The 21,505-nt window shown below is 61.5% G+C and carries 21 protein-coding genes; 12 read left to right on the top strand and 9 right to left on the bottom strand.

Translation table 11 applies throughout. The features are described from left to right. Positions 1 to 36: 36 nt before the first annotated feature. Positions 37 to 1,572, bottom strand: a complete 1,536-nt coding sequence (gene ilvA, locus ACVW0Y_RS12955; protein ID WP_457438831.1) for a threonine ammonia-lyase, biosynthetic — start codon at positions 1,570 to 1,572, stop codon at positions 37 to 39. A gap of 174 nt (positions 1,573 to 1,746) precedes the next feature. Here ilvA and rpiA point away from each other — a divergent pair, with 174 nt between their 5' ends. Continuing rightward, a complete protein-coding gene (rpiA, locus tag ACVW0Y_RS12950; RefSeq protein ID WP_457438742.1) occupies positions 1,747 to 2,421 on the top strand; it encodes a ribose-5-phosphate isomerase RpiA in 675 nt (224 codons plus the stop codon). Between the two features lie 45 nt (positions 2,422 to 2,466). Here rpiA and ACVW0Y_RS12945 read toward each other — a convergent pair whose 3' ends face one another. Beyond that, complete coding sequence (locus ACVW0Y_RS12945) at positions 2,467 to 3,384, bottom strand: SdiA-regulated domain-containing protein (protein WP_457438741.1); 918 nt, start codon at positions 3,382 to 3,384, stop codon at positions 2,467 to 2,469. A gap of 139 nt (positions 3,385 to 3,523) precedes the next feature. Here ACVW0Y_RS12945 and ACVW0Y_RS12940 point away from each other — a divergent pair, with 139 nt between their 5' ends. From ACVW0Y_RS12940 to ACVW0Y_RS12910, 7 genes are all read left to right on the top strand, one after another. Then, entirely contained in the window at positions 3,524 to 4,540 is a 1,017-nt protein-coding gene (locus ACVW0Y_RS12940) for an AraC family transcriptional regulator (protein WP_457438740.1), read from the top strand. Between the two features lie 92 nt (positions 4,541 to 4,632). Then, a complete protein-coding gene (locus tag ACVW0Y_RS12935) occupies positions 4,633 to 6,087 on the top strand; it encodes an NCS1 family nucleobase:cation symporter-1 (RefSeq protein WP_457438739.1) in 1,455 nt (484 codons plus the stop codon). Between the two features lie 305 nt (positions 6,088 to 6,392). Beyond that, positions 6,393 to 7,448, top strand: coding sequence for an ABC transporter ATP-binding protein (locus ACVW0Y_RS12930; RefSeq protein WP_457438738.1), 1,056 nt, complete (start codon positions 6,393 to 6,395; stop codon positions 7,446 to 7,448). Beyond that, the gene (locus ACVW0Y_RS12925) at positions 7,445 to 8,359 is read left to right on the top strand and encodes an ABC transporter permease (RefSeq protein WP_457438737.1); all 915 of its coding nucleotides are present in this window, start codon (positions 7,445 to 7,447) and stop codon (positions 8,357 to 8,359) included. Before ACVW0Y_RS12930 ends, ACVW0Y_RS12925 begins: the two co-directional genes overlap by 4 nt. Beyond that, entirely contained in the window at positions 8,356 to 9,144 is a 789-nt protein-coding gene (locus tag ACVW0Y_RS12920) for an ABC transporter permease (protein WP_457438736.1), read from the top strand. Before ACVW0Y_RS12925 ends, ACVW0Y_RS12920 begins: the two co-directional genes overlap by 4 nt. Before the next feature lie 37 nt (positions 9,145 to 9,181). Next, a complete protein-coding gene (locus ACVW0Y_RS12915) occupies positions 9,182 to 10,228 on the top strand; it encodes an ABC transporter substrate-binding protein (RefSeq protein WP_457438735.1) in 1,047 nt (348 codons plus the stop codon). A 140-nt stretch (positions 10,229 to 10,368) separates the two neighbouring features. Beyond that, complete coding sequence (locus ACVW0Y_RS12910) at positions 10,369 to 11,400, top strand: histone deacetylase family protein (protein WP_457438734.1); 1,032 nt, start codon at positions 10,369 to 10,371, stop codon at positions 11,398 to 11,400. Between the two features lie 142 nt (positions 11,401 to 11,542). On the opposite strand, the gene ACVW0Y_RS12905 is transcribed toward ACVW0Y_RS12910, so the two are convergent. The 3 genes from ACVW0Y_RS12905 to ACVW0Y_RS12895 all read right to left on the bottom strand — a co-directional run bounded on the left by ACVW0Y_RS12905 (position 11,543) and on the right by ACVW0Y_RS12895 (position 14,752). Continuing rightward, positions 11,543 to 12,466: an SdiA-regulated domain-containing protein gene (locus ACVW0Y_RS12905; protein ID WP_457438733.1), complete on the bottom strand. Its 924-nt coding sequence runs from the start codon at positions 12,464 to 12,466 to the stop codon at positions 11,543 to 11,545. Positions 12,467 to 12,645: 179 nt separating this feature from the next. Continuing rightward, positions 12,646 to 13,311 carry a fumarylacetoacetate hydrolase family protein gene (locus tag ACVW0Y_RS12900; protein WP_457438732.1) on the bottom strand — a complete coding sequence of 222 codons (666 nt, stop codon included), beginning with the start codon at positions 13,309 to 13,311 and terminating at the stop codon, positions 12,646 to 12,648. A 46-nt stretch (positions 13,312 to 13,357) separates the two neighbouring features. After that, positions 13,358 to 14,752: an FAD-binding oxidoreductase gene (locus ACVW0Y_RS12895; protein ID WP_457438731.1), complete on the bottom strand. Its 1,395-nt coding sequence runs from the start codon at positions 14,750 to 14,752 to the stop codon at positions 13,358 to 13,360. A gap of 201 nt (positions 14,753 to 14,953) precedes the next feature. Here ACVW0Y_RS12895 and serA point away from each other — a divergent pair, with 201 nt between their 5' ends. Further along, positions 14,954 to 16,183 carry a phosphoglycerate dehydrogenase gene (gene serA, locus ACVW0Y_RS12890; RefSeq protein ID WP_457438730.1) on the top strand — a complete coding sequence of 410 codons (1,230 nt, stop codon included), beginning with the start codon at positions 14,954 to 14,956 and terminating at the stop codon, positions 16,181 to 16,183. A 95-nt stretch (positions 16,184 to 16,278) separates the two neighbouring features. On the opposite strand, the gene ACVW0Y_RS12885 is transcribed toward serA, so the two are convergent. Continuing rightward, positions 16,279 to 16,725 (bottom strand): DUF4399 domain-containing protein, encoded by a 447-nt coding sequence (locus ACVW0Y_RS12885; RefSeq protein ID WP_457438729.1) that lies wholly within the window; start codon positions 16,723 to 16,725, stop codon positions 16,279 to 16,281. A 104-nt stretch (positions 16,726 to 16,829) separates the two neighbouring features. Further along, positions 16,830 to 17,321 (bottom strand): DUF523 domain-containing protein, encoded by a 492-nt coding sequence (locus ACVW0Y_RS12880; protein ID WP_457438728.1) that lies wholly within the window; start codon positions 17,319 to 17,321, stop codon positions 16,830 to 16,832. Between the two features lie 212 nt (positions 17,322 to 17,533). Between ACVW0Y_RS12880 and ACVW0Y_RS12875 the strand changes: the two genes are divergently transcribed. Then, positions 17,534 to 18,070, top strand: a complete 537-nt coding sequence (locus ACVW0Y_RS12875) for a DUF6160 family protein (RefSeq protein WP_457438727.1) — start codon at positions 17,534 to 17,536, stop codon at positions 18,068 to 18,070. A gap of 97 nt (positions 18,071 to 18,167) precedes the next feature. Here the strand turns inward: ACVW0Y_RS12875 and ACVW0Y_RS12870 are convergent, their stop codons facing one another. Further along, complete coding sequence (locus ACVW0Y_RS12870; RefSeq protein ID WP_457438726.1) at positions 18,168 to 18,794, bottom strand: 2OG-Fe(II) oxygenase; 627 nt, start codon at positions 18,792 to 18,794, stop codon at positions 18,168 to 18,170. Positions 18,795 to 18,881: 87 nt separating this feature from the next. Between ACVW0Y_RS12870 and ACVW0Y_RS12865 the strand changes: the two genes are divergently transcribed. Then, a complete protein-coding gene (locus tag ACVW0Y_RS12865; protein WP_457438725.1) occupies positions 18,882 to 19,658 on the top strand; it encodes a hypothetical protein in 777 nt (258 codons plus the stop codon). Between the two features lie 91 nt (positions 19,659 to 19,749). Here ACVW0Y_RS12865 and bipL read toward each other — a convergent pair whose 3' ends face one another. Further along, complete coding sequence (gene bipL / locus ACVW0Y_RS12860) at positions 19,750 to 20,700, bottom strand: phospholipase BipL (RefSeq protein ID WP_457438724.1); 951 nt, start codon at positions 20,698 to 20,700, stop codon at positions 19,750 to 19,752. 164 nt (positions 20,701 to 20,864) lie between these two features. On the opposite strand from bipL, the gene ACVW0Y_RS12855 reads away from it, so the two are divergent. Beyond that, entirely contained in the window at positions 20,865 to 21,443 is a 579-nt protein-coding gene (locus ACVW0Y_RS12855; RefSeq protein ID WP_457438723.1) for a DUF6436 domain-containing protein, read from the top strand. Positions 21,444 to 21,505 lie beyond the last annotated feature (62 nt).

Below are 21,505 nucleotides of genomic sequence, written 5' to 3'. Positions count from 1 at the left end.
CCTACCACCAGTGGTGGCGGCGCATCTGATGATTAATTAACCAAGAAACAGTTTGTAAGCCGGGTTATCGCTTTCATCCCAGTAGGGATAGCCGATCTCTTCCAGCGCTGCCGGAACCAGATGACGCTCATCTTCCGGCACTTGCAGGGCGGCGAGTACGCGACCATCAGCCGCGCCGTGGTTGCGGTAGTGGAACATGGTGATATTCCAGCGCCCGCCCAGTTTGGTCAGGAAGTTGAACAGCGCGCCCGGGCGCTCCGGGAATTCGAAGCGGAATACGCTTTCATCCGGCACCGCCGCGGCATGCCCACCCACGGTGTGGCGAATATGCAGCTTGGCCAGTTCGTTGTCGGTCAGGTCCAGCACCGGGAAGCCCTGGGCACGCAGGCCCTCCACCAGCGCGGCGCGCGGGTCAGTTTCCGGGTGGGTCTGCACGCCGACGAAAATGTGCGCTTCTTTCTCGGTGTGATAGCGGTAGTTGAATTCGGTGATCTGCCGTTTGCCGATGGCTTCGCAGAACGCTTTGAAGCTGCCCGGTTTCTCCGGGATGGTCACGGCGATGATGGCTTCGCGGCCTTCGCCCAGTTCGGCACGCTCGGCGACATGGCGCAGGCGGTCGAAGTTGACGTTGGCACCGGAGTCGATGCCCACCAGCACCTGACCCGTCACGCCTTCGCGATCCACGTATTTCTTGATCCCCGCCACCGCCAGGGCACCAGCCGGCTCGGTGATCGAACGGGTGTCGTCGTAGATGTCCTTGATCGCCGCACAGATTTCGTCGGTACTGACGGTGATCACTTCATCAACGTAATGCTGGCAGATGTCGAAGTTGTGCTTGCCGATCTGCGCCACCGCCACGCCATCGGCAAACAGCCCGACCTGGCTGAGCACCACCCGCTCGCCGGCGGCCATGGCCGCCTGCAGGCAGTTGGAGTCTTCCGGCTCGACGCCGATGATCTTGATTTCCGGGCGCAGGTATTTGACGAACGCCGCGATACCGGCGATCAGCCCGCCGCCGCCCACCGGTACGAAGATGGCGTCGATCTGGCCAGGCTGCTGACGGAGGATTTCCATGGCGACGGTGCCTTGGCCGGCAATCACGTATTCATCGTCGTAGGGGTGGATATAAACGTAGCCCTTTTCTTCGACCAGCTTGAGCGAGTGCGCGAGCGCCTCGGGAAAGCTGTCGCCATGCAACACGGCTTTACCACCACGGCTGCGCACACCCTGCACTTTCAGCTCAGGGGTGGTGCGCGGCATCACGATGGTGGCTTTGACGCCGAGGTGCTTGGCGGCCAGGGCCAGACCCTGGGCATGGTTGCCGGCCGAGGCGGTGACCACGCCACGGGCGAGCTCTTCCGGGGTCAGTTGCGCCAGCTTGTTGTAGGCACCACGAATCTTGAACGAGTACACCGGCTGCAGATCTTCGCGTTTCAGCAGAATCTGGTTGCCCAGGCGCTCGGACAGCTGGCGGGCGGGCTGCAACGGGGTTTCCACCGCGACGTCATAAACGCGCGAGGTGAGGGTTTTCTTCACGTACTGTTCAAGCATGGCGGCATCTTTGGCTAACAGGCGGGTCGGCCAGTCTACTCCAGCGCTCAGCCGCGCGGCCACCCGCTGCGGTTTTTGTGGGAGGGGCTTTAGCCGCGAGTTTTTAAGATCAAATGCATCGCGGCTAAAGCCCCTCCCACAGAAGCCTGAAGCTATAATCCGCTCCCTTCCCGTTTACCTCAGGCGCAACCCGCGATGACTCAGGATCAACTCAAACAGGCCGTGGCTCAGGCGGCCGTCGATTTCATCCTTCCCAAGCTGAATGACAAGAGCATCGTCGGGGTGGGCACTGGCTCCACGGCCAACTGCTTTATCGACGCCCTGGCCCAGCACAAAGGCGCTTTCGATGGCGCGGTGGCCAGCTCCGAAGCCACCGCCGCGCGCCTCAAGGGCCATGGTATTCCGGTGTATGAGCTGAACAGCGTCAGCGATCTGGAGTTCTACATCGACGGTGCCGACGAAAGCGACGAGCACCTGAACCTAATCAAGGGCGGGGGCGCTGCCCTGACCCGCGAGAAGATAGTCGCCGCCGTTGCGCAAACCTTTATCTGCATCGCCGATGGCAGCAAGCTGGTGCCGCTGCTGGGCAACTTCCCGCTGCCCGTGGAAGTGATCCCCATGGCCCGCAGCCATGTCGCCCGTGAGCTGGTGAAGCTGGGCGGCGACCCGGTGTTCCGCGAAGGCGTGATCACCGACAACGGCAATATCATTCTCGACGTGATGAATATGCAGATCACCAACCCGGCGCAGCTGGAAACCCAGATCAACGCCATTGTTGGTGTGGTGACCAATGGCTTGTTTGCGGCGCGTGGGGCGGATTTGTTGTTGCTGGGTACCAGCGAAGGCGTGAAAACGCTGAAGCGTGCATAGTCGTAGGGCGAATATCGCCAATGGTGATATTCGCCCTGCCTCGCGTCACTCCCCTTTCTTGAACACGTAAAACAGATTCGGCTCACTGACGATATACAGATTGCCGTGGTTATCGCTGGCAATCCCTTCCGCCTGCGGCACGGTTTTCTTCAGGCCGCTCTGGCCGCGCAGCAGTGACAAGGTGCTGATCGGCTTGCCGTTCACATCCAGTTCGATCACCAGCCGCGACTCATCCGACAGCGCCAGCAAGTGCCCGGTGGGCACATCGAAATCCAGGCTGGAGAGATCGCGCACAAACAAGCCGGCATCCCGTTTGGGGTCGTCCACTACGTGTACGGCGAAGGGGCGGCCGACGTTGGTGTGGGGAAAACCGTGCACTTCATAGATGCGCACCGGATCGCGCTCCTTGGCCACAAACAGGCGCTTGCCCTGCGGGTCATACGCCAACCCTTCGAAGCCTTTATTGCCATTCAGACCAATGCCCAGCGATAGCCGATCGGCGTCGTCGGCGCGCACGGTGGTGGAGCTCTCGTCCAGGTGTACCTTGATCAGGCGCTGCTGGCGTTCGTCGGTGATCACGTACAAACCGGCGCTGATGTATTCGATGGCTTCCGGGTCGCCAAAACCCAGCAGCGGAATACGCCGCAGCACCTTGCCTTGCAGGGTCATCTCGATGATCTGGGGGCGCTGGTTGGTGACGGTGAACAGGGTATTGCGGTCCGGGTCGTAGGTCAGGGCCGAGACATCATCACTGAGGCCTTCGATCGGCAAGGCCTCGACACTCACCCGATAAGCCGGCAGCCACAGTGAACGCGCCTGCCAGTCGCTAGCATGGCTCCATTCTTGCACTTTGAACCAGGCCCGCTCGAACAGGCGGTACTCCTGCCCGGCCACTGCCAGCAGGATCAACGCGCCGAGCAGCACGGCTCCCAGCAGGTACTTCAAGGTCAGCAGACGACGCATCGGGGGCGTTCTCACAAAGGTGGCGGGTAACAAAGCGGCGCTAGAAATAGCACAGCCTTGCTGAATTGAAACTTAACCGTGCATGCCGGCCGCAATCCGCGCAGTCGGCGTTACAAGAAGAAGCAGTTAAGGGCGAACAATGGGCTTGTCATTACTTCCCGAAGACCGTGCGCGGACCACCCTTCACACCATCGCGCTGGCCATCGGCCAACTCAGCGTAAGCGGCATTGCGCACCAGCGCCTGCTGCACGACAGCGGCCTGACCAGCGCCGATCTGGAAACCCCGGAAAAGCTCATCAGCCCCGCGCAGGAGCTGCGGGTATTCGCCAACGCCATTCACTGCACCCGCGACCCGGCCCTGGGCCTGTCCATGGGGCTGCGCATGCATGTGTCGGCCTACGGCATTCTCGGCTACAGCATGCTCGCCAGCCGCACCTTGCGTGACGCCCTCAACCTGGCGCTGGCGCAACCGGCGCTGCTCGGCACCTACTTCAAGCTGCACCTGGAAGAAGACGGCGACGAAGCCCGTCTGGTGGCACGCGGTTACCGCTACGCGCCGGAGCTGATGGTGTTCAACACCGAGCTGTGCCTGAGCTCGTTGCTCACCGTGATTCGCGATCTACTGGGGGAAAACGTGCGCCCCAGGCGGGTGCAGTTGTCCTATCGCCCGCCCCCGCATGCGCAGGCCTATACCCGTCTGTTCGGGTGCCCGGTGGAGTTTGGCGAATCGATCAGCACCCTGTGCTTCAGCGCCGCCCTGCTGGATCGCGAGCTGCCCCTGGCCGACCCGGTGAGCTGCCACAACGGCGTTCAGCAATGCCTGAAACTGGCCGCGCAACTGGACAGCGGTCAGGACGTGCTCGAGCAGATCCGTCAGCACCTGTCCAGCACCATGCCGAACGCCACCAGCCTGGAGCGCGTGGCCCACCATCTGCACCGCAGCGCGCGCACCCTGCGCCGCCACCTGACGCGGATGAACACCAGCTACCAGCGTCTGCTCGATGAAGTGCGCTACGACAAGGCGCGGCAACTGCTGATGCAGACCGACCTGCCGATCTACCTGATCGCCGAACAACTGGGCTACAGCGAAACCGCCAGCTTTCGTCATGCGTTCCTGCGTTGGAGTGGGCAAACGCCGAGCGTGTATCGGCGCTGAGAATCTGGTGTGGTTTTTGCGAGCCACCACCCTGGTGCTTGCGCGCACAGCGTAAGTCATGGAGTTAACCAACCCCACAGGACCCCACCGCCATGAGCATGCCACCCGGCGCATCGCCGAAGCTGTACAACGACGACCTCGCCCCCACCAAAGTGCGCAACTGGGGAGCCTTTTCCATCTTCAACGTCTGGACCTCGGACGTGCACAGCCTCTGGGGTTACTACCTGGCGGCCAGCCTGTTCCTGCTGTGCGGCAGCTTTATGAATTTCATCATCGCCATCGGCATCGGTTCGCTGGCGATCTTCTTTCTGATGCATATGGTCGGCGTGGCCGGGGTGCGCACCGGGGTGCCGTTTCCGGTGTTGGCGCGCGCCTCGTTCGGCATCTGGGGGGCGAATTTCCCGGCGCTGGTGCGCGCGGTGGTGGCCTGCTTCTGGTATGGCGCACAAACCGCTGCCGCCTCCGGGGCCATCGTTGCCCTATTGGTGCGCAACGACAGCGTGCTTGCCTTTCAACAGAGCAGCCACCTGCTCGGCCATACCACCCTGGAAGTGCTCTGCTTTGTGGTGGTCTGGGCGCTGCAGCTGCTGATCATCCAGCGCGGCATGGACACCGTGCGCCGCTTCCAGGACTGGGCCGGTCCGGCAGTGTGGGTAATGATGCTGCTCCTGGCGGTCTATCTGTGCGTGAAGGCTGGCGGTTTTTCCTTCAGCAATGACATTCCCATGAACGTGCTGCTGGAAAAAACCAAGGATGCCGGCGTACCGGGCACCCCAGGTTCCTGGGCTTCGCTGATGGCGGTGGCGGCGATCTGGGTTACCTACTTTTCGGCGCTGTACCTGAATTTCTGCGACTTCTCCCGCTATGCACCGAATGAGCGGGCACTGACCGTGGGCAATATCTGGGGCCTGCCGATCAACCTGATCCTGTTCTCCCTGGTGGCCGGCATCACCACCATCGCCGCCTTCAACGTCTACGGCGAAGTGCTGCTGCACCCCGACCAGATTTCCGCCAAGTTCGACAGCTGGTTCCTCGCCCTGCTGGCAGCGCTGACCTTTGCCGTGGCGACCCTGGGTATCAACGTGGTGGCCAACTTCGTGTCGCCGGCCTTCGACTTTGCCAACGTGTTTCCCAAGCACATCAGCTTTAAACGCGGCGGCTATATCGCCGCCCTGATTGCCCTGCTGCTGTATCCGTTAGCGCCCTGGGAAGGCAGTGCGGCGGCCTTTGTCGGCATGGTCGGCAACACCATGGGGCCGATCTTCGGGGTGATGATGGTGGACTACTACCTGATCCGCCGCGGCTGGCTGAATGTGGATGAGCTGTACCGGGAAAACGGTGAATACCGCTTCCAGGGCGGCTGGCATATCAATGCCCTGATCGCGGCAGGCGTGGGCATCGTGTTCTCCTCGATTCTGCCGGGCTTTACCACGCTGCTGCCGTCCTGGTGGGGGGTGTATGGCTGGTTCTTCGGCGTGGCCATTGCTGGCAGCCTGTACTTTGCCTTGCGCGCCTCGGGCCGGGTATTGGCGGCCAAGCCGGCCTGAGTATTTGCTTTGTGGGAGCGGCTTCAGCCGCGCTGCTCGTGATCTGAGGAGTATCGCGGCTAAAGCCGCTCCTACGGACTAACGCGTGGGCTGACTTGCGTGTCGGCCAACCTCAGCTATCCCTTAACAGCGAATCGATGTGGCCACGCCACTGACCACCGCACGCATGAAGTTGGCCGAAATTATCTCCTTTTGACCGTTTCTATCGTTCTGCCTCAAGGGCCGCGCTGACAGAATCAAGACACCGCTCCGCAACGCTTTCTATCTATAAAAAGCCCAACAAAAACAATTTGTTAGAGAAATTTATGGGTACTTCCAGCGCGATCAGCATCGAACAGCTCAGCATGGAATTCGGCGCGCCGGGCCAGGGCGTCAAAGCCCTCGACACGGTCTCTCTGGAAATCCAGTCCAACGAATTCTTCACCCTGCTCGGCCCATCCGGCTGCGGCAAAACCACCTTGCTGCGCCTGATTGCCGGTTTCGAGCAACCCAGCGCCGGCACCATTCGCCTGTATGGCGAGCCGATGCAGGATCTGCCGCCGTTTCGCCGTCCGGTCAATACCGTGTTCCAGAGCTACGCCCTGTTTCCCCATATGAGCGTGGCGCAGAACATCGCCTTCGGCCTGGAGATGCGTGGCCTGAGCAAAAGCGAAATCAGCGAAACCGTGACCCGCATGCTCGAGCTGGTGAAGTTGCCGGATGTGGGCGGCCGCCGCGCCGATCAGCTCTCCGGCGGGCAGCAGCAACGCATCGCCCTGGCCCGCGCGCTGGCCAACCGGCCCAAGGTGTTGCTGCTGGATGAGTCGCTGTCGGCCCTGGACCAGAAGCTGCGCAAGGACATGCAGATCGAACTCAAGCGCCTGCAGAGCGATACCGGCATCACCTTTATCTTCGTCACCCACGATCAGGAAGAAGCCCTGACCATGTCCGACCGCATTGCGGTGATGAGCAAGGGCCGAATTCTGCAGGTGGGAACGCCCACCGAAATCTACGAAACGCCGGTGAATCGCACCGTGGCCGATTTTATTGGCGAAACCAATTTCCTCAGCGCCGAGGGTCTGGAGGACGGCGTGCGCCTGAGCGACGGCCAGCTGCTGGGTGCCATCAGCGCGCAACGCGGGCCGGTGACCCTGGCCATTCGTCCCGAACGCATCAGTCTGGCCGCCGAAGGGCAATTGCTCGGCAAGGTGGAGAACGTGGTCTACGTCGGTACCGACACCGTGTACCACCTGAATGTCGCCGGCCAGGGCGGCTTTCGCGTGCGCCAGCAGAACCGCGAGGGTGCCGTCGGCGGCTATCAGGTGGGCGACCAGGTGCGTGTCCATGTGCCCAGCGCCGCCATCAAGGTGCTGGTGGAATGAGCACGCCACGACTGATTGCCGAACGCCGCCAACTGGGCCGCCGCCTGCTGCTCAGCGCGCCGGCCATGCTCACCTTGCTGGTGTTTATGCTGCTGCCACTGGGCATCATGTTCGTCGTGTCGATTCTGCAATCGGGTGATTACGGCGGCGTGAAGTGGGGCGAGTACTCGTTCGAGGCCTACCGAAATTTCTTCTACGAGCGTGATCTGGACGACCAGTTGGTGTTCAACACCGACTACCTGGAAATTTTCCAGCGCTCGTTCTGGCTATCGATTCTGACCACCTCCGGTTGCCTGCTGATCGGATTCCCCACCGCCCTCTACCTGGCACTGCAAACCGAGCGCAAACGTAACCTGCTGCTGTTTTTGGTGACGGTGCCGTTCTGGACCAACCTGCTGGTGCGTGCCTATGCCTGGATGTTGCTGCTGCGCAATGGCGGCCTGGTGGACGAAGGGCTGCAAGGCCTGGGCATCACCGACAGCGGGCTGGGCCTGCTGTATACCAACAACGCGGTGACCATCGGCCTGCTCTACACCTACCTGCCGTTTATGGTGTTGCCGATCTACACCAGCCTGGAAAAAATGGACTGGCGCCTGGTGGAAGCAGCCTTCGATCTGGGTGCCAACCGCTTCCACGCGCTGAAACGCATCATCGTGCCGCTGGCCATGCCCGGCATCGTCGCCGGCAGCATTCTGGTGTTTATCCCGTCCCTGGGTAACTACATCATTCCCGAGCTGTTGGGGGGTGGTAAAACCCTGATGATCGGCAACCTGATCCAGCTGCAATTCGGCAGTTCGCACAATTGGCCGCTGGGTGCGGCGCTGTCCTTTGCCCTGCTCAGTTTCGTGCTGCTGGCCATGCTGGTGTACAGCCTGCGCTTCAAACCGGGCAACGCCGGGGGTCATCCATGAATACCGACAATCCGCTGTGGCGCTTCGCCGGCATGCGCCCGGCCGCGTGGATCTTCTTTATCTTTCTGTACCTGCCGATCGTGGTGCTGGTGGTACTCAGCTTCAACGGCGGGCAGTCGGCAACGCTCTGGGATGGCTTCAGCCTCAAGTGGTACAGCGTGGTGGCCAATGATGCCGAGGTGGTGCGCGCGGCGAAGAACTCGCTGATTGTCGCCACCCTGGCCACCCTGATCGCCACCTCGCTGGCCACCCTCGCCGCCCTCGGCATGCGCGGCCGCGCCTTTCGCGGGCAGACCTTGATGAGCGGCGTGCTCGGCTTGCCGCTGCTGGTGCCGGAGATCGTCACAGCGGTATCGACGCTGATGTTCTTCTCCTTTATCAGCCTCAAGCTGTCGCTGTTCACCATCCTGATTGCCCACGTGGTGTTCTGCATTCCGTTCGCTTATTTGCCGATTCGCGCGCGCCTGGAAGGGATGAATCCGTACCTGTTGGAAGCCGCCGCTGACCTGTATGCCTCACCGTGGAAAGCCTTCTGGAAAATCACCTTTCCGCTGCTCGGCCCGGGGATCATTTCCGGTGCCATGTTGGCGTTCATCATTTCCATGGACGATTTCGTCATCACCTATTTCGTTGCCGGTGCCGGCGCCACCACCTTGCCGGTGTACATCTTCAGTTCGATCCGCATGGGTATCTCGCCGAAGATCAACGCGATCTCGTCGATCATCTTGGTGATCTCCATCGCTTTTGTTGCGCTGTCGTACTACGTCGGTCAGCGCAAGCGCTGACGCCCCCTGAAAAACAAGTCCAGCAAGGAGCTTTGCCATGCACGTTCGCACCACCTCGCTCGCGTTGTCCCTGCTTTGCGCCTTAGGCATTGCCACCTCGGCGCAAGCCGCCGGCACCCTGCACTTCGCCAACTGGTCGGACTACTTTCCGCCGGAGCTGCTGAAAAAGTTCGAGGCCGACACTGGCATCAAGGCCACCCTGGACGCCTACGACTCCAACGAAACCCTGCTGGCCAAGCTGAAGGCCGGCGGCGGTGCCTATGACGTGGTGGTGCCGTCGGACAGCTTTATCGAAATCATGGTGAAAGAAGACCTGCTGCAGAAGTTCGACAAGAGCAAGCTGACCAACCTGGCGCACCTCAAAGACACCTTCAAAACCCTCAGCTATGACCCGGGCCATGACTACAGCGTGCCGTACCTGTGGGGCACCACCGGCTACAGCTACGACAGCGCCCAGGTGCCCGGCGGCAAGCTGGAAGAAAGCTGGAAACCGTTCTTCGAACCGGCACCGGAGCTCAAGGGCAAGGTGGTGGCGCTCAACTCGATTGAAGAACTGTTCGTGCCCGCCGCTTATTACCTGGGCGTCGATGAATGCACCGAAGACCCGAAAGAAGCGCAGAAAATCCAGGACCTGCTGCTCAAGCAGAAACCCTCGCTGGCCATGTACAACAGTGACGGCACCATCGAGCGCATGGCCGCCGGCGAAGTGGCCATGCACGAACAATGGAACGGTGCCTTCCACCGCGCCCAGGCCCAGCGTGCCAGCCTGGTCTATGTGTATCCAAAGGAAGGTATCCGGGTGTTTATCGATAACTTCGTGATCCCCAAAGACGCCACCAACGTCGCCGAGGCCCACGCCTTTATCAACTGGATGATGGCCCCGGAAAACATCGCCGCCGCCTCCAACTTCGCCAAGTACAACAACGCCATCGAAGGCTCGGACAAATTCATGGACAAGGAGCTGTTCGAAGACCCGGCCATCAACACCCCGGCCGACAAACTCAGCCTGCTCAAACCCTTCCAGCTCTGCTCGCCCAAAGCCCTGGCCCTGCGCGCCAAGGTGTGGACCAAGCTGAAGAAATAAGCCGGCCTTACGCCCCTGTAGGAGCGGCTTCAGCCGCGATGCTCTTGATCTGCAAAAAGCATCGCGGCTGAAGCCGCTCCTACGAGGCACCGCACAACGATAAAAAACACCTTCACAGGCCTGCTCCTGAGGGCACTCCCATGCTGACCATCTATAGCGACGACCATCACCTGCACCACGGCAAATACGAGCTGATTGGCGGGCAATTCACCCCCTGCTTTGAAATGCCCAGCCGCGCCGATATGGTGCTCGACCGCGCCAAGGCTGTGGGCCTGGGCGACATTCACGCGCCGCTGGATTTCGGCCTGGCACCAATCCGTCGGGTGCATAGCGAAGGCTTTCTGCGCTTTTTGCAAAACGCCTGGAGCGACTGGCAAGCCATCGGTCGTAACCACGACATGCTGCCCATCGCCTGGCCAACCCGACGTTTGCGCCAGGTGGAACCCACCGCCATCGACGGGCGTCTGGGCTACTACTCCTTCGATGCCGGCGCGCCGATCACCGCCGGCACCTGGCAGGCGATTCGCAGCTCCGCCAACGTCGCTCTCACCGGTCAGGCTGAACTGGCCAAAGGCGCGCGCGGGGTGTTTGCCCTGTGCCGGCCGCCGGGTCACCACGCAGCCGCCGACTATATGGGCGGCTACTGCTACCTGAACAATGCGGCGATTGCCGTGCAGGCCTTGCTCGACCTCGGTGCCAAGCGCGTGGCGGTGCTGGATGTCGACTACCACCACGGCAACGGCACCCAGGACATCTTCTACGAGCGTGCCGACGTGCTGTTCACCTCGATCCACGGCGACCCGCGGTTCGAGTACCCGTACTTCCTCGGATTTGCCGATGAAAAAGGCGCGGGCGTGGGCACGGGGTTCAACTTCAACTACCCACTGGCAGAAGGCAGCGACTGGTCGGTGTGGAGCCTGGCCCTGGCCGATGCCTGCCGGCAGATCGAGGAATATGCGCCGGATGCACTGGTGGTATCCCTGGGCGTGGACACCTACAAATCCGACCCGATTTCACAGTTCAAACTCGACAGCCCGGACTACCTGCGCATGGGCGAAGCCATCGGCAAGCTGGGCCTGCAGACCTTGTTCGTAATGGAGGGGGGCTATGCGGTGGAGGAGATCGGCATTAATGCCGTGAACGTGTTGCAGGGGTTTGAGAGCGTGGCGTAGGCGCCCACATTCGAAATCTCGGCACCGGATTGCCGGACCACTGGATTCCAGCCTTCGCTGGAATGACGGCGGTTTTGCCACTATCACCGTCACTCCAGCGAAGGCTGGAATCCAGAATGTTGCAGGATTACGCAGATCGCCATCACGACGGATCGGCGTTTTTGTCTTTGCGAAACACGTAAAACAGATTCGGCTCGCTGACCATATAGATGGTGCCCTGTTCGTCGATGGCCACCCCTTCAGCGCGCGGAATGCTTTTGTGCAGGCCATTCATACCGCCATAAAGGCTGATAAAGCTGACCGGCTGACCGTGCTCGTCCATCTCCAGCAGCAGCTTGGATTGCGCCGACAGCACCAGCGAGTGTCCGGTACGCGGGTCAACGCTCAGGGCGGAGATATTGCGCATATACAGCTCATCACTGGGCAATGGCTCCATCTTGCCTTCCAAGCCGGCAGTGCCGTCGCTGCTCCAGCTGAACAGGGCGGTCGGCGAGCGCTCTTTGCCCAGCAGCAGGCGATGCTGCGCCGGGTCCCAGGCGATGCCTTCAAAACCTTTGTTGCCGGAGTCGGCATAGCCCAGGTCGAACTCGCGGGTATCGATGGCGCGCAGCTCCAACGCCACCGGGCCGAGCTTGAAGATCGACAGGGTGCGCCGACGCTCATCGGTAATGGCCATATTGCCGTTGCTGAGCATCGCCACCCCTTCCGGGTTGGAAAAGCCGATCAGGGCAATGCGCCGCAGCACTTCGCCGTCCAGGCTCAATTCCACCAGCAGGGGTTCCTTGCCGGTGACGGTGAACAGGGTTTTGCTTTCGGGGTTATAGGTGAGGTCCGAGGTTTCATCGTCCTCGAGGTCTTTCAGCGGCTTGGCCTGAATCACCGGGCGGTAGCCCGGCAGCCAGATGCTGGCGTCGCGCTCGGCCTGGTCGAAGTTGTCTTCGTCGGCCCAGTATTTGATCTGGCCCAGCCAGTGCTGGGTGTAGGTCAGCACCGCAACGATAAGCACGACGAATGCGAGCAGCAGCCAAGGCCAACGGCGGCGCAAGGAAAAGGAACGGTTGGGCATGAGGCGGTCTCTGTTACTGCCGCAGCACACTAGCCACGGTGCAGAAGATTCCGGTCCGATCGTCCTTGATCAACCGTGAACCCGCGCCGAAAGACGCGGGTGGTGCCGAACTGTACAACAGCCGTTCGCGGTTAGGACACCCGCCAGGAGTTACCACTTTTGTAGCAATGAAACGGGACTTACAAAACCCGGGTGCCAACGCTCGAATGGCCGACCAGTTCGAGCAGCAGTTCATCGCCTTGGTTCAATGGGCCAACACCCGCCGGAGTGCCGGTGAGAATCACGTCACCCGGCTGCAGGCTGAAGTGCCCGGCCATGTGGGCAATGATCGGCACGATCGGGTTGAGCATGGCGGCGCTGTTGCCGTCCTGGCGGACTTCGCCGTTGATGCTCAGGCGGATGCCGATGTCGGTCAGGTCGCTGATTGCATCGCTGCTGACAAAGGGTGCCAGCACGCAGGCACCGTCGAACGACTTGGCGATTTCCCAGGGGTAACCCTTTTCCTTGAGCGTGGCCTGCACATCGCGCAGGGTCAGATCCAGGGCCGGGGCGAAACCGGAGATGGCGTCGAGCACTTCTTCTGCATTGGGTTTGCGCGACAGCGGTTTGCCGATCAGCACGGCAATTTCCGCTTCGTAATGCACGCCGCCACGGTCGGTAGGAATACTGAAACCGCCCTCGGCTTCCACCACACAGCTGCCGGGCTTGATAAACAGCAGCGGCTCGGTGGGCACCGGGTTGTTCAGCTCTTTGGCGTGCTCGGCGTAGTTACGGCCCACGCACACCACTTTGCCGATCGGGAAATGGATGTGGGTGCCATCCAGATAACGGTGTTGATAGCTCATGAATGACTCCTGAATCGAGTGAAGGCCGGACCTGAAAACGACCGAATTACAGGGGAAAAATCTTGCCGGGGTTCATGATGCCATTCGGGTCGAATACGGCCTTGATGGCTTTCATATAGGCGATCTCGGCTTCCGAGCGGCTGTAGGTCAGGTAATCGCGCTTGGTCATGCCCACGCCGTGTTCGGCGGAGATCGAGCCGTTGTACTTCTGCACGATCTCGAACACCCACTTGTTCACCGTGGCGCACTTGGCGAAGAACTCGTCTTTGCTCAGGTTGTCCGGCTTGAGGATATTCAGGTGCAGGTTGCCGTCGCCGATATGGCCGAACCAGACAATCTCGAAGTCCGGGTAGTGCTCGCCAACGATCGCGTCGATGTCATGCAGGAACGCCGGCACATTGGCCACAGTGACCGAGATATCGTTTTTGTACGGGGTCCAGTGCGAGATGGTTTCGGAAATGTACTCGCGCAGTTTCCACAGGTTCTGCAGCTGCTGTTCGCTCTGACTCATCACTCCATCGAGCACCCAGCCCTGCTCCACGCAGTGTTCGAACGTGGCCAGCGCCGCCTCGGCCACTTCCTCGGTGGTGGCTTCGAATTCCAGCAAGGCATAGAACGGGCATTCGGTTTCGAACGGTGCCGGAACATCGCCACGACCCATGATCTTGGCCAGGGCCTTGTCGGAGAAGAATTCGAAGGCGGTGAGGTCGAGTTTGTTCTGGAAGGCGTGCAGCACCGGCATGATCGAGTCGAAATCGGCAGCGCCGAGGACCATCGCGGTGAGGTTCTGTGGCGCGCGGTCCAGACGCATGGTGGCTTCGACGACAAAGCCCAGGGTGCCTTCAGCGCCGATAAACAGCTGACGCAGGTCGTAGCCGGTGGCGTTCTTGATCAGGTCCTTGTTCAGTTCCAGCAGCTCACCCTTGCCAGTGACCACTTTCAGACCGGCGACCCAGTTACGGGTCATGCCGTAGCGAATAACCTTGATCCCGCCGGCATTGGTGCCGATATTGCCGCCAATCTGGCTGGAACCGGCCGAGGCGAAGTCCACCGGGTAGTACAGGCCCTTTTCTTCGGCGAACAGCTGCAGTTGCTTAGTGACCACGCCTGGCTGACAAACGGCAGTGCGGTCGAATTCGTTGAAGCTGAGCACTTGGTTCATATAGTCGAAGGCCACCACCACTTCGCCATTGGCGGCCACCGCAGCAGCAGAAAGACCGGTGCGACCGCCGGACGGCACCAACGCCACCTTATGTTCATTGGCCCAGCGGACAATGGCCTGCACTTGCTCGATGGTCTTGGGAAAGGCGATGGCCAGCGGTGCCGGGGCGAAATGCTTGGTCCAGTCCTTGCCGTAGGCATTCAGCGAATCGGCGTCGGTCAGTACCTTGCCAGGCTCGACCAGGGTCTTGAGTTGTTCAATCAGGGCAACGTCGGTCATCTACAGAACTCTCACGCAATTCATGGTCGCCCTGAGAACCTTTCAGGTCGCAACCGAGCAAGTAAAAAGGAAGACATGCTAGCATACGCCCCCCGCGAATCGTGCTCTGTGCTCGGTTTGCGGCAGCGGCGAGACGCCGATATGGGCCGCCCGCCACGCTGGCTTTGCCTGACTTTTCTACCGGGACAAACAGGTACTCAGATGAGCAAGACCTCTCTCGACAAGAGCAAGATCAAGTTCCTTCTTCTCGAAGGTGTGCACCAGAACGCTGTCGACACGCTGAAAGCGGCCGGCTACAGCAACATCGAGTACCTCAAAGGCGCCCTGTCGGACGCGGAGCTGAAAGAAAAGATCGCCGACGTGCACTTCCTCGGCATCCGTTCGCGCACCCAGGTCACCGACCAAGTCTTCGACTGCGCCAAAAAGCTGATCGCCGTTGGCTGCTTCTGCATCGGCACCAACCAGGTTGACCTGGATGCGGCCCGCGAGCGCGGTATCGCCGTGTTCAACGCGCCGTACTCCAACACCCGTTCGGTAGCCGAGCTGGTGCTGGCCCAGGCGATTCTGCTGCTGCGCGGCATCCCCGAGAAGAACGCCTCCTGCCACCGCGGTGGCTGGATCAAGTCGGCGGCCAACTCCTTCGAAATTCGCGGCAAGAAGCTGGGCATCGTCGGCTACGGCTCGATCGGTACCCAACTCTCGGTACTGGCTGAAGCCTTGGGCATGCAGGTGTTCTTCTATGACACCGTGACCAAGCTACCGCTGGGTAACGCCACTCAGGTCGCCAAGCTGCACGACCTGCTGGGCATGGCCGATATCGTCTCGCTGCACGTACCTGAGCTGCCGTCCACCCAGTGGATGATCGGCGAGAAAGAAATCCGCGCGATGAAAAAGGGCGGCATTCTGATCAACGCCGCACGCGGCACCGTGGTCGAGCTGGAGCACCTGGCCAACGCGATCAAGGACGAGCACCTGATTGGTGCCGCCATTGACGTGTTCCCGGTCGAGCCCAAGTCCAACGACGAAGAGTTCGAAAGCCCGCTGCGTGGCCTGGACCGCGTGATCCTCACCCCGCACATCGGGGGTTCCACCGCCGAAGCCCAGGCCAATATCGGTCTGGAAGTGGCGGAAAAGCTGGTGAAGTACAGCGACAACGGTACCTCGGTGTCTTCGGTCAACTTCCCCGAAGTCGCCCTGCCGGCGCACCCGGGCAAGCACCGTCTACTGCACATCCACGAGAACGTTCCGGGCGTGATGAGCGAAATCAACAAGGTGTTCGCCGACAACGGCATCAACATCTCCGGTCAGTTCCTGCAGACCAACGCCAAGGTGGGTTATGTGGTGATCGACGTTGATGCGGAGTACTCCGATCTGGCTCTGGAGAAACTCCAGCACGTCACCGGTACCATCCGTAGCCGCGTACTGTTCTAAGCGCGATCTGTAGATATAAAAAAGGGAGGCTTCGGCCTCCCTTTTTTATGGATTTACGAAAGTCATGAACTCGCCCTGTAGGAGCGGCTGGTCGATCATTTCACAATGATATTGATCACCGGCGAAACCACCGGCAGCGGTGCCAGTACGCCGTTCTTGTCGGTCTGCACCAGCTGCAGGCGGTGCGGGCCGCTGGGGAGGATGAATTTCTCTTGCTGGTCAGTGGTCAGCAAGCGGATCTGATCACTGCGCAGCACTGGCATATTGGCTGACACCGGCGGTGCATCGATGAGCAGGTGAATCTCGTTGTCGGTGGGCGCGGTCACCGGCGGCGACATGCCTGGGGAAACGGTCACCGTGCGCACGCCAAACTTGATCGCGAAGGGCCGGTCGACGGTGGCGCCGTTCATTGGCTCGAGAAAGTACAGCTGCGCCGTCTGCGTCACTTCAATCGGCACCGCAGGCTCTGGCGTGGTGGCAGCCTGGGCGGTGGCGCCAAGGCCAAGCGTCAAGGCTAACAACGCTGCAAAGTGGGTGTTCATGGTCGAACCCTCCTGGATCCTTATAAGAAACCGCCCGTTGTCCGAGCTGCTCATTTAGTGACCACCAGAGTGTAGGAGGGTTCAGGCTTATCGCCCCGGCGGATTCAGCTGCAATCCAGAGCCTGCAAGGCTTCAAGCGCAGCGGCCAGCTGGTCTTCGTTGAACACCTGCACGCCCGCGCGGCGCAGCAGCGCGGCGGTCACGCCTTCGCCGGCGACCTTCTGCCCGGCAAAGCTGCCGTCATAGGTTTCCCGGTTGCCGCAGGAGGGGCTGCGGGATTTCAGCACCGCCAGGCGAATGCCGTGTTGTTGCACCAGCGCCAGGGCCTGGTCGGCACCATCGAGAAACGGCGCGCTGACATCCTCGCCCGCTTCGGTCAGCACCCGCGCCTGACCGTCGAGTACCTGCGCGCCCTGACCGCCGGCAATTTCCGCTGGCGGACGCGGCGTCGACAGGCCGCCCGCCACTTCCGGACACAGCGCCACCACTCGGCCCTCGGCCTGCCAGAGCGCCAATTGGTCGAAGGGCCCATGGGCACCGCCGTCATAGCGCACCCGATGCCCCAACAGGCAGCGGCTGACCAGAATCTTTTCCATCACCACACTCCTAATCTGGTGCCACCAGGTCACCGCCGGTAACACCGCTGAAATCCGCCCCCTATCGAAGGTGAGGCTTGGCCGCCAATAACCTGCAAAAGCTCGGTATCAAGCGGTTTTCCGGCCAACCCTTCGACGGGAAGCGCTGCTGGGCGCTGGCCCAACGCCAGCGCCCTGGCCAGACTGCCGGCACCCGCACAGGAAGCGTCCCCATGATAAAAACAATCGCCGCCCTCGCCCTACTGATCAGCACTCCCTGCCTGGCCGACCTGCAGGCCCTGGACAACCCCGCCCTCAGCGAAGTGGCAGGCCAGGCCGGGATCAGCATTCGCCTCGACCTGCAGGCCCGCATCAATCAGATCCGCTTCAGCGACACCACCGGCAACGTCTCGCTGCGCAACCTGAAAATCGACAATGGCTGCGTCAATCCGAGCGACTGCCCGAATGGCGCGGGCGGCAGCTTTGCCCTCGGGCCGGCGCAACTGGGCCTGGTGCTGCCGATTTTCGGCGTCAACCAGCCGACCCTGATGGTCGATGTGGTCACCGGCACCGATGGCCAGCAACGTCTGCAATTTACCCTGCCCGACCTCACCACCATAAATGAACAGCTGATTGCCAGCGGCCTGCCGGCCCAGCGCATTCGTCTGCGGGTGGCCAGCGACATGTATGTGGGGGAAAGCCGTCTGGGCAGCCTTGAGGTGCGCGATATCACCGATCTGCATGGCACGCTGAAGGTGTGGGGGCACTAGGCCCGCAACGCCCTGTAGGAGCGGCTTTAGCCGCGATGCTTTTAAACAATCGAAGGCATCGCGGCTGAAGCCGCTCCGACGAAAAACAAGCACGCGACTACAGTGCCCGGCACCGAAACCACCCGGTCAACGACAGCCGCTCGCGCGTCGCTGGCAGCACTTCATGGGGCAATTGGCCGGACATAAAGATCACCAGACGCCCGCCCAGCGGTGCCAGGTCATGCTCTGCCTCGCCGGGATAAATCCGCAGCGCCCCACCCTGCTCGACCAACCAGCCCTCATTCAGGTACAGCACCGCCGACACGGTGCGGCGGTCATCATCGCGAAAGCGGTCGACATGGCGCTGGTAAAACGCCCCGGGCGGGTACAGCGCGAAATGGCTTTCATAGTCGTCCAGGCCCAGGTAAAGCGCCTGATTCAGCGCCTGGCGCAGCTGCTCCATCACGGCCAGATAGGCGTCGGTGGCAGCCCCTTCGCCGTGTTCCAGCCACTGAATACTGTCGCCGCGCACCCCTTGGCGGACCTGGGCCGTGGCACCGCGGCCGACCGCAGCCGGTGCCAGGCGGCCATCGGCGGCACGTTGTTGGCACTCTGCAGCCAGTTCGCGGGTCAGAGCCTGTGGAATAAATAGATCGTGCTGCGACCAGCCCTGATTCGCCAGGTCATCGATCAGGGTCGTCAGCAGCGAGGAATCGAGCCGTGGTGTTGCGCATGTGTTTGCCATGGCGGCGATTCTATCAGCGCCGCTCACGCGCCTCGACAAGCCCAGGCGATGCCGCTGAAAATAGCGGCCTGCCCGACAGGAGTCCTTATGCGCGCCCTTTTCGCCCTCGTGTTGTTGTTCTGCTCGCTATCCAGCCTCGCCGATGAGCACAGCCAGCTCTATGAAGCCGCCGGTTGGCCGCAGCAACGCGCGCATTTCAACGCCGCTCTGCAAGCCGCTCAGCAGCGCTACCGAAGCAGCCTGCCGGACGCCGTCTACCAGGCGCTGGTGACCAACAGCAACCAGCGCTTTGCGGCGCAAGGCATGGACCAGCGTGGCGCGGCCACCCTGCGGGAAAAACTGAGCAACCCGGCACCCGCGCTGGCGTTCTTCCAATCGCCGCTGGGGCGCAAGGTCGTTAACGCCGAGGTGAATGCGACGCGCCCAGAGGAGCTGGCCAAACACGCCAATGGCATTCCGCGTATTCAGGCCGACAACAGCCGCGCCCTGCTGATTCGCCACCTGGCCCAGGCCCTGCCAGCCAAGGAAGCCGGTGCCGAAGTGAGCCTGGCTCTGGCCGGTGTGGCGGCCGACAGCCTGAGCCAGATGATCCCCGGCCTGATGGGTGGCGGACAGGCTCAAGGTATGCTCGATAGCCAACGGCAGCGGTTGATGCAGCAGATTGGCGCGGATGTGGATAACACCCTGCTGTATGTCTACAGCAGCCTGTCCGACCCGGAGCTGGATGAGTTTGTGATGTTTGCCGAATCAGCCGACGGCAAAGCCTATTACCAGGCAGCGCTGGCGGCGATGCGTGCAGGGCTGGCGGTGGAGCGGACGGCACCGGCGGCAAATCCTGATCCCAACGCGGAACCAGGCATCTGAGCCTGACTGGGCACATTCCGTAGGAGCGGCTTTAGCCGCGATGCTTTTAAACAATCTAAGGCATCGCGGCTAAAGCCGCTCCTACGGGTAATCAGTTCAGCGTGCCAAACTGCTTGGTCAGAAAGGCGAAGTAGCGGGCACGGATCTGCGCGCTCTCATTGGCCAGATGATGCCGCCCCTCTTCCAGCATCAGCACCTTCACTTCACTGAACTTGCCGCGCAGCACCTCCAGGTTATGCCGCCAGTCCACAGTCATATCGGCATCGCCCTGCACGATCACGATGCCCCGCTCACTGCGCGGCGCGCGCTCGATCTGCGGCACCCAACGCGATAACGCGCCGACCCACGCAGTGGGCAAACTCAGTGGTTGCAGCGGGTCGGTCTGGATAAAGGCGAGGAACTCGGCGTCATTCGAGTTGGGGCTGAAACGCCGCGGGATCTGGGTAACAAAAGGTTTGAGCAGGCGGTAGCTGAACTTGGACCAACCCCAGGCCCGCGGCCGCACCAGCGGCGCCAACAAGAGCACTTCACCGATCTGCGGACGTTGGCCGCTGGCCAGTTGCGCGTCGCGCAGCAGGAAATCGATGATGATCGCCCCGCCGGTACTCTGCCCACACAGGTGCCAGGGTTGGGGCAGATCAAGGCTGACCGCCTCGCTCAACAGGCTCTGGAACACCGCCTGGTACTCGCTGAACTCACCAATGCTGGCGCGGGTGCCGCTGGACAGGCCATGGCCCGGCAGATCGCAGGCCAGCACGGCAAAGCCCATGCCCAGAGCCCAGGCAATCATATGGCCGTACAGGCCCATATGGTCGTAATAGCCGTGCTGCAGCACCAGCGTGGCCTTGGGCGCTGGCGGCAACCACAGCTGGGTCACCACCTCGTAGCCACCCACTTCCATCACACCAAGCCGGCAAGCGGCACCTGGAATATTCAGCCGATAGAACTGCCGATAGGCCTGTGCCTCTGGCGGCTCGGCCTGCGCTGCGGCCAAGGGTCGCAACTGGGCGCGCAGGGAATCGGGCTGAAAGGCTACTGGCATAAGGTGTCCACGGATGGCGGGGGAAAGGCGCGATAAATAAAGAGCGCGAGCAGGCCGTGTGAACATGCAGCTAAACCGAGCGCAGTGGAGTTCACGCGGACTGCGAATATTCTGCTGGCGAGCGGTCCGTGGCAAGCTATGCGCCCGCCATCGATTGAAAAGCCATGCGCCTGCCTTCTCGAAAAACCGTTCTCGCCTCCCTGCTTGCCGTTGTCTGGCTAGGTGCCATGGTCAGCGCTTTCTGGTGGTACGAGGCGCGTTATATCCGTCCGTTCGCCGAAACCACCGCGCTGTTTTCCGGCGACCCGCTGCAATTGCCCGCCAGCCTGGCCGGCCCAGGGCCGATCCGGGTGGTGCATTTCTGGGACCCGGCCTGCCCCTGCAATGTCGGCAACCAGCAACACCTGGCCGAATTGGTGGCGCGCTTCGGGCCGCAGGGCGTGGCCTTCTATGCGGTGCAAAAACCCGGCAGCCACGGCCAGTTGCCGGACACCCTCAGCACCCTGCAACCACTCACCGCGTTCCCTGGCGCCGAGCACTTGCCGGCCAGCCCGGCCGTCGGCATCTGGGACAAAAATGGCAACCTGGCCTATTTCGGCCCCTACAGCGAAGGTGCCACCTGCACCTCGAGTAACAGCTTTATCGAGCCGATCATCGAGGCCCTGACCCAAGGCCGCACGGTGAATGCCACCCACACCCTGGCGGTAGGTTGCTTCTGTCAGTGGGCCGAGCCTGGGCCCTGACAGGTCGGCAAAGCTGTACGACACTCACTAAACCCAACTGTATTCTGCCTGCCGCACGCACT

The organism is Pseudomonas sp. TE3786 (genome assembly GCF_054057335.1).
The sequence above is the reverse complement of the archived record's forward strand: the minus strand, read 5'-3'. Positions and strand labels throughout refer to the sequence as shown.

Excerpts from the sequence above, each read along its gene's own strand:
- rpiA (WP_457438742.1), top strand. The coding sequence starts at position 1,747 with ATGACTCAGGATCAACTCAAACAGGCCGTGGCTCAGGCGGCCGTCGAT.
- ACVW0Y_RS12945 (WP_457438741.1), bottom strand. The coding sequence starts at position 3,384 with ATGCGTCGTCTGCTGACCTTGAAGTACCTGCTGGGAGCCGTGCTGCTC.
- ACVW0Y_RS12940 (WP_457438740.1), top strand. The coding sequence starts at position 3,524 with ATGGGCTTGTCATTACTTCCCGAAGACCGTGCGCGGACCACCCTTCAC.
- ACVW0Y_RS12935 (WP_457438739.1), top strand. The coding sequence starts at position 4,633 with ATGAGCATGCCACCCGGCGCATCGCCGAAGCTGTACAACGACGACCTC.
- ACVW0Y_RS12930 (WP_457438738.1), top strand. The coding sequence starts at position 6,393 with ATGGGTACTTCCAGCGCGATCAGCATCGAACAGCTCAGCATGGAATTC.
- ACVW0Y_RS12925 (WP_457438737.1), top strand. The coding sequence starts at position 7,445 with ATGAGCACGCCACGACTGATTGCCGAACGCCGCCAACTGGGCCGCCGC.
- ACVW0Y_RS12920 (WP_457438736.1), top strand. The coding sequence starts at position 8,356 with ATGAATACCGACAATCCGCTGTGGCGCTTCGCCGGCATGCGCCCGGCC.
- ACVW0Y_RS12915 (WP_457438735.1), top strand. The coding sequence starts at position 9,182 with ATGCACGTTCGCACCACCTCGCTCGCGTTGTCCCTGCTTTGCGCCTTA.
- ACVW0Y_RS12910 (WP_457438734.1), top strand. The coding sequence starts at position 10,369 with ATGCTGACCATCTATAGCGACGACCATCACCTGCACCACGGCAAATAC.
- ACVW0Y_RS12905 (WP_457438733.1), bottom strand. The coding sequence starts at position 12,466 with ATGCCCAACCGTTCCTTTTCCTTGCGCCGCCGTTGGCCTTGGCTGCTG.
- ACVW0Y_RS12900 (WP_457438732.1), bottom strand. The coding sequence starts at position 13,311 with ATGAGCTATCAACACCGTTATCTGGATGGCACCCACATCCATTTCCCG.
- ACVW0Y_RS12895 (WP_457438731.1), bottom strand. The coding sequence starts at position 14,752 with ATGACCGACGTTGCCCTGATTGAACAACTCAAGACCCTGGTCGAGCCT.
- serA (WP_457438730.1), top strand. The coding sequence starts at position 14,954 with ATGAGCAAGACCTCTCTCGACAAGAGCAAGATCAAGTTCCTTCTTCTC.
- ACVW0Y_RS12885 (WP_457438729.1), bottom strand. The coding sequence starts at position 16,725 with ATGAACACCCACTTTGCAGCGTTGTTAGCCTTGACGCTTGGCCTTGGC.
- ACVW0Y_RS12880 (WP_457438728.1), bottom strand. The coding sequence starts at position 17,321 with ATGGAAAAGATTCTGGTCAGCCGCTGCCTGTTGGGGCATCGGGTGCGC.
- ACVW0Y_RS12875 (WP_457438727.1), top strand. The coding sequence starts at position 17,534 with ATGATAAAAACAATCGCCGCCCTCGCCCTACTGATCAGCACTCCCTGC.
- ACVW0Y_RS12870 (WP_457438726.1), bottom strand. The coding sequence starts at position 18,794 with ATGGCAAACACATGCGCAACACCACGGCTCGATTCCTCGCTGCTGACG.
- ACVW0Y_RS12865 (WP_457438725.1), top strand. The coding sequence starts at position 18,882 with ATGCGCGCCCTTTTCGCCCTCGTGTTGTTGTTCTGCTCGCTATCCAGC.
- bipL (WP_457438724.1), bottom strand. The coding sequence starts at position 20,700 with ATGCCAGTAGCCTTTCAGCCCGATTCCCTGCGCGCCCAGTTGCGACCC.
- ACVW0Y_RS12855 (WP_457438723.1), top strand. The coding sequence starts at position 20,865 with ATGCGCCTGCCTTCTCGAAAAACCGTTCTCGCCTCCCTGCTTGCCGTT.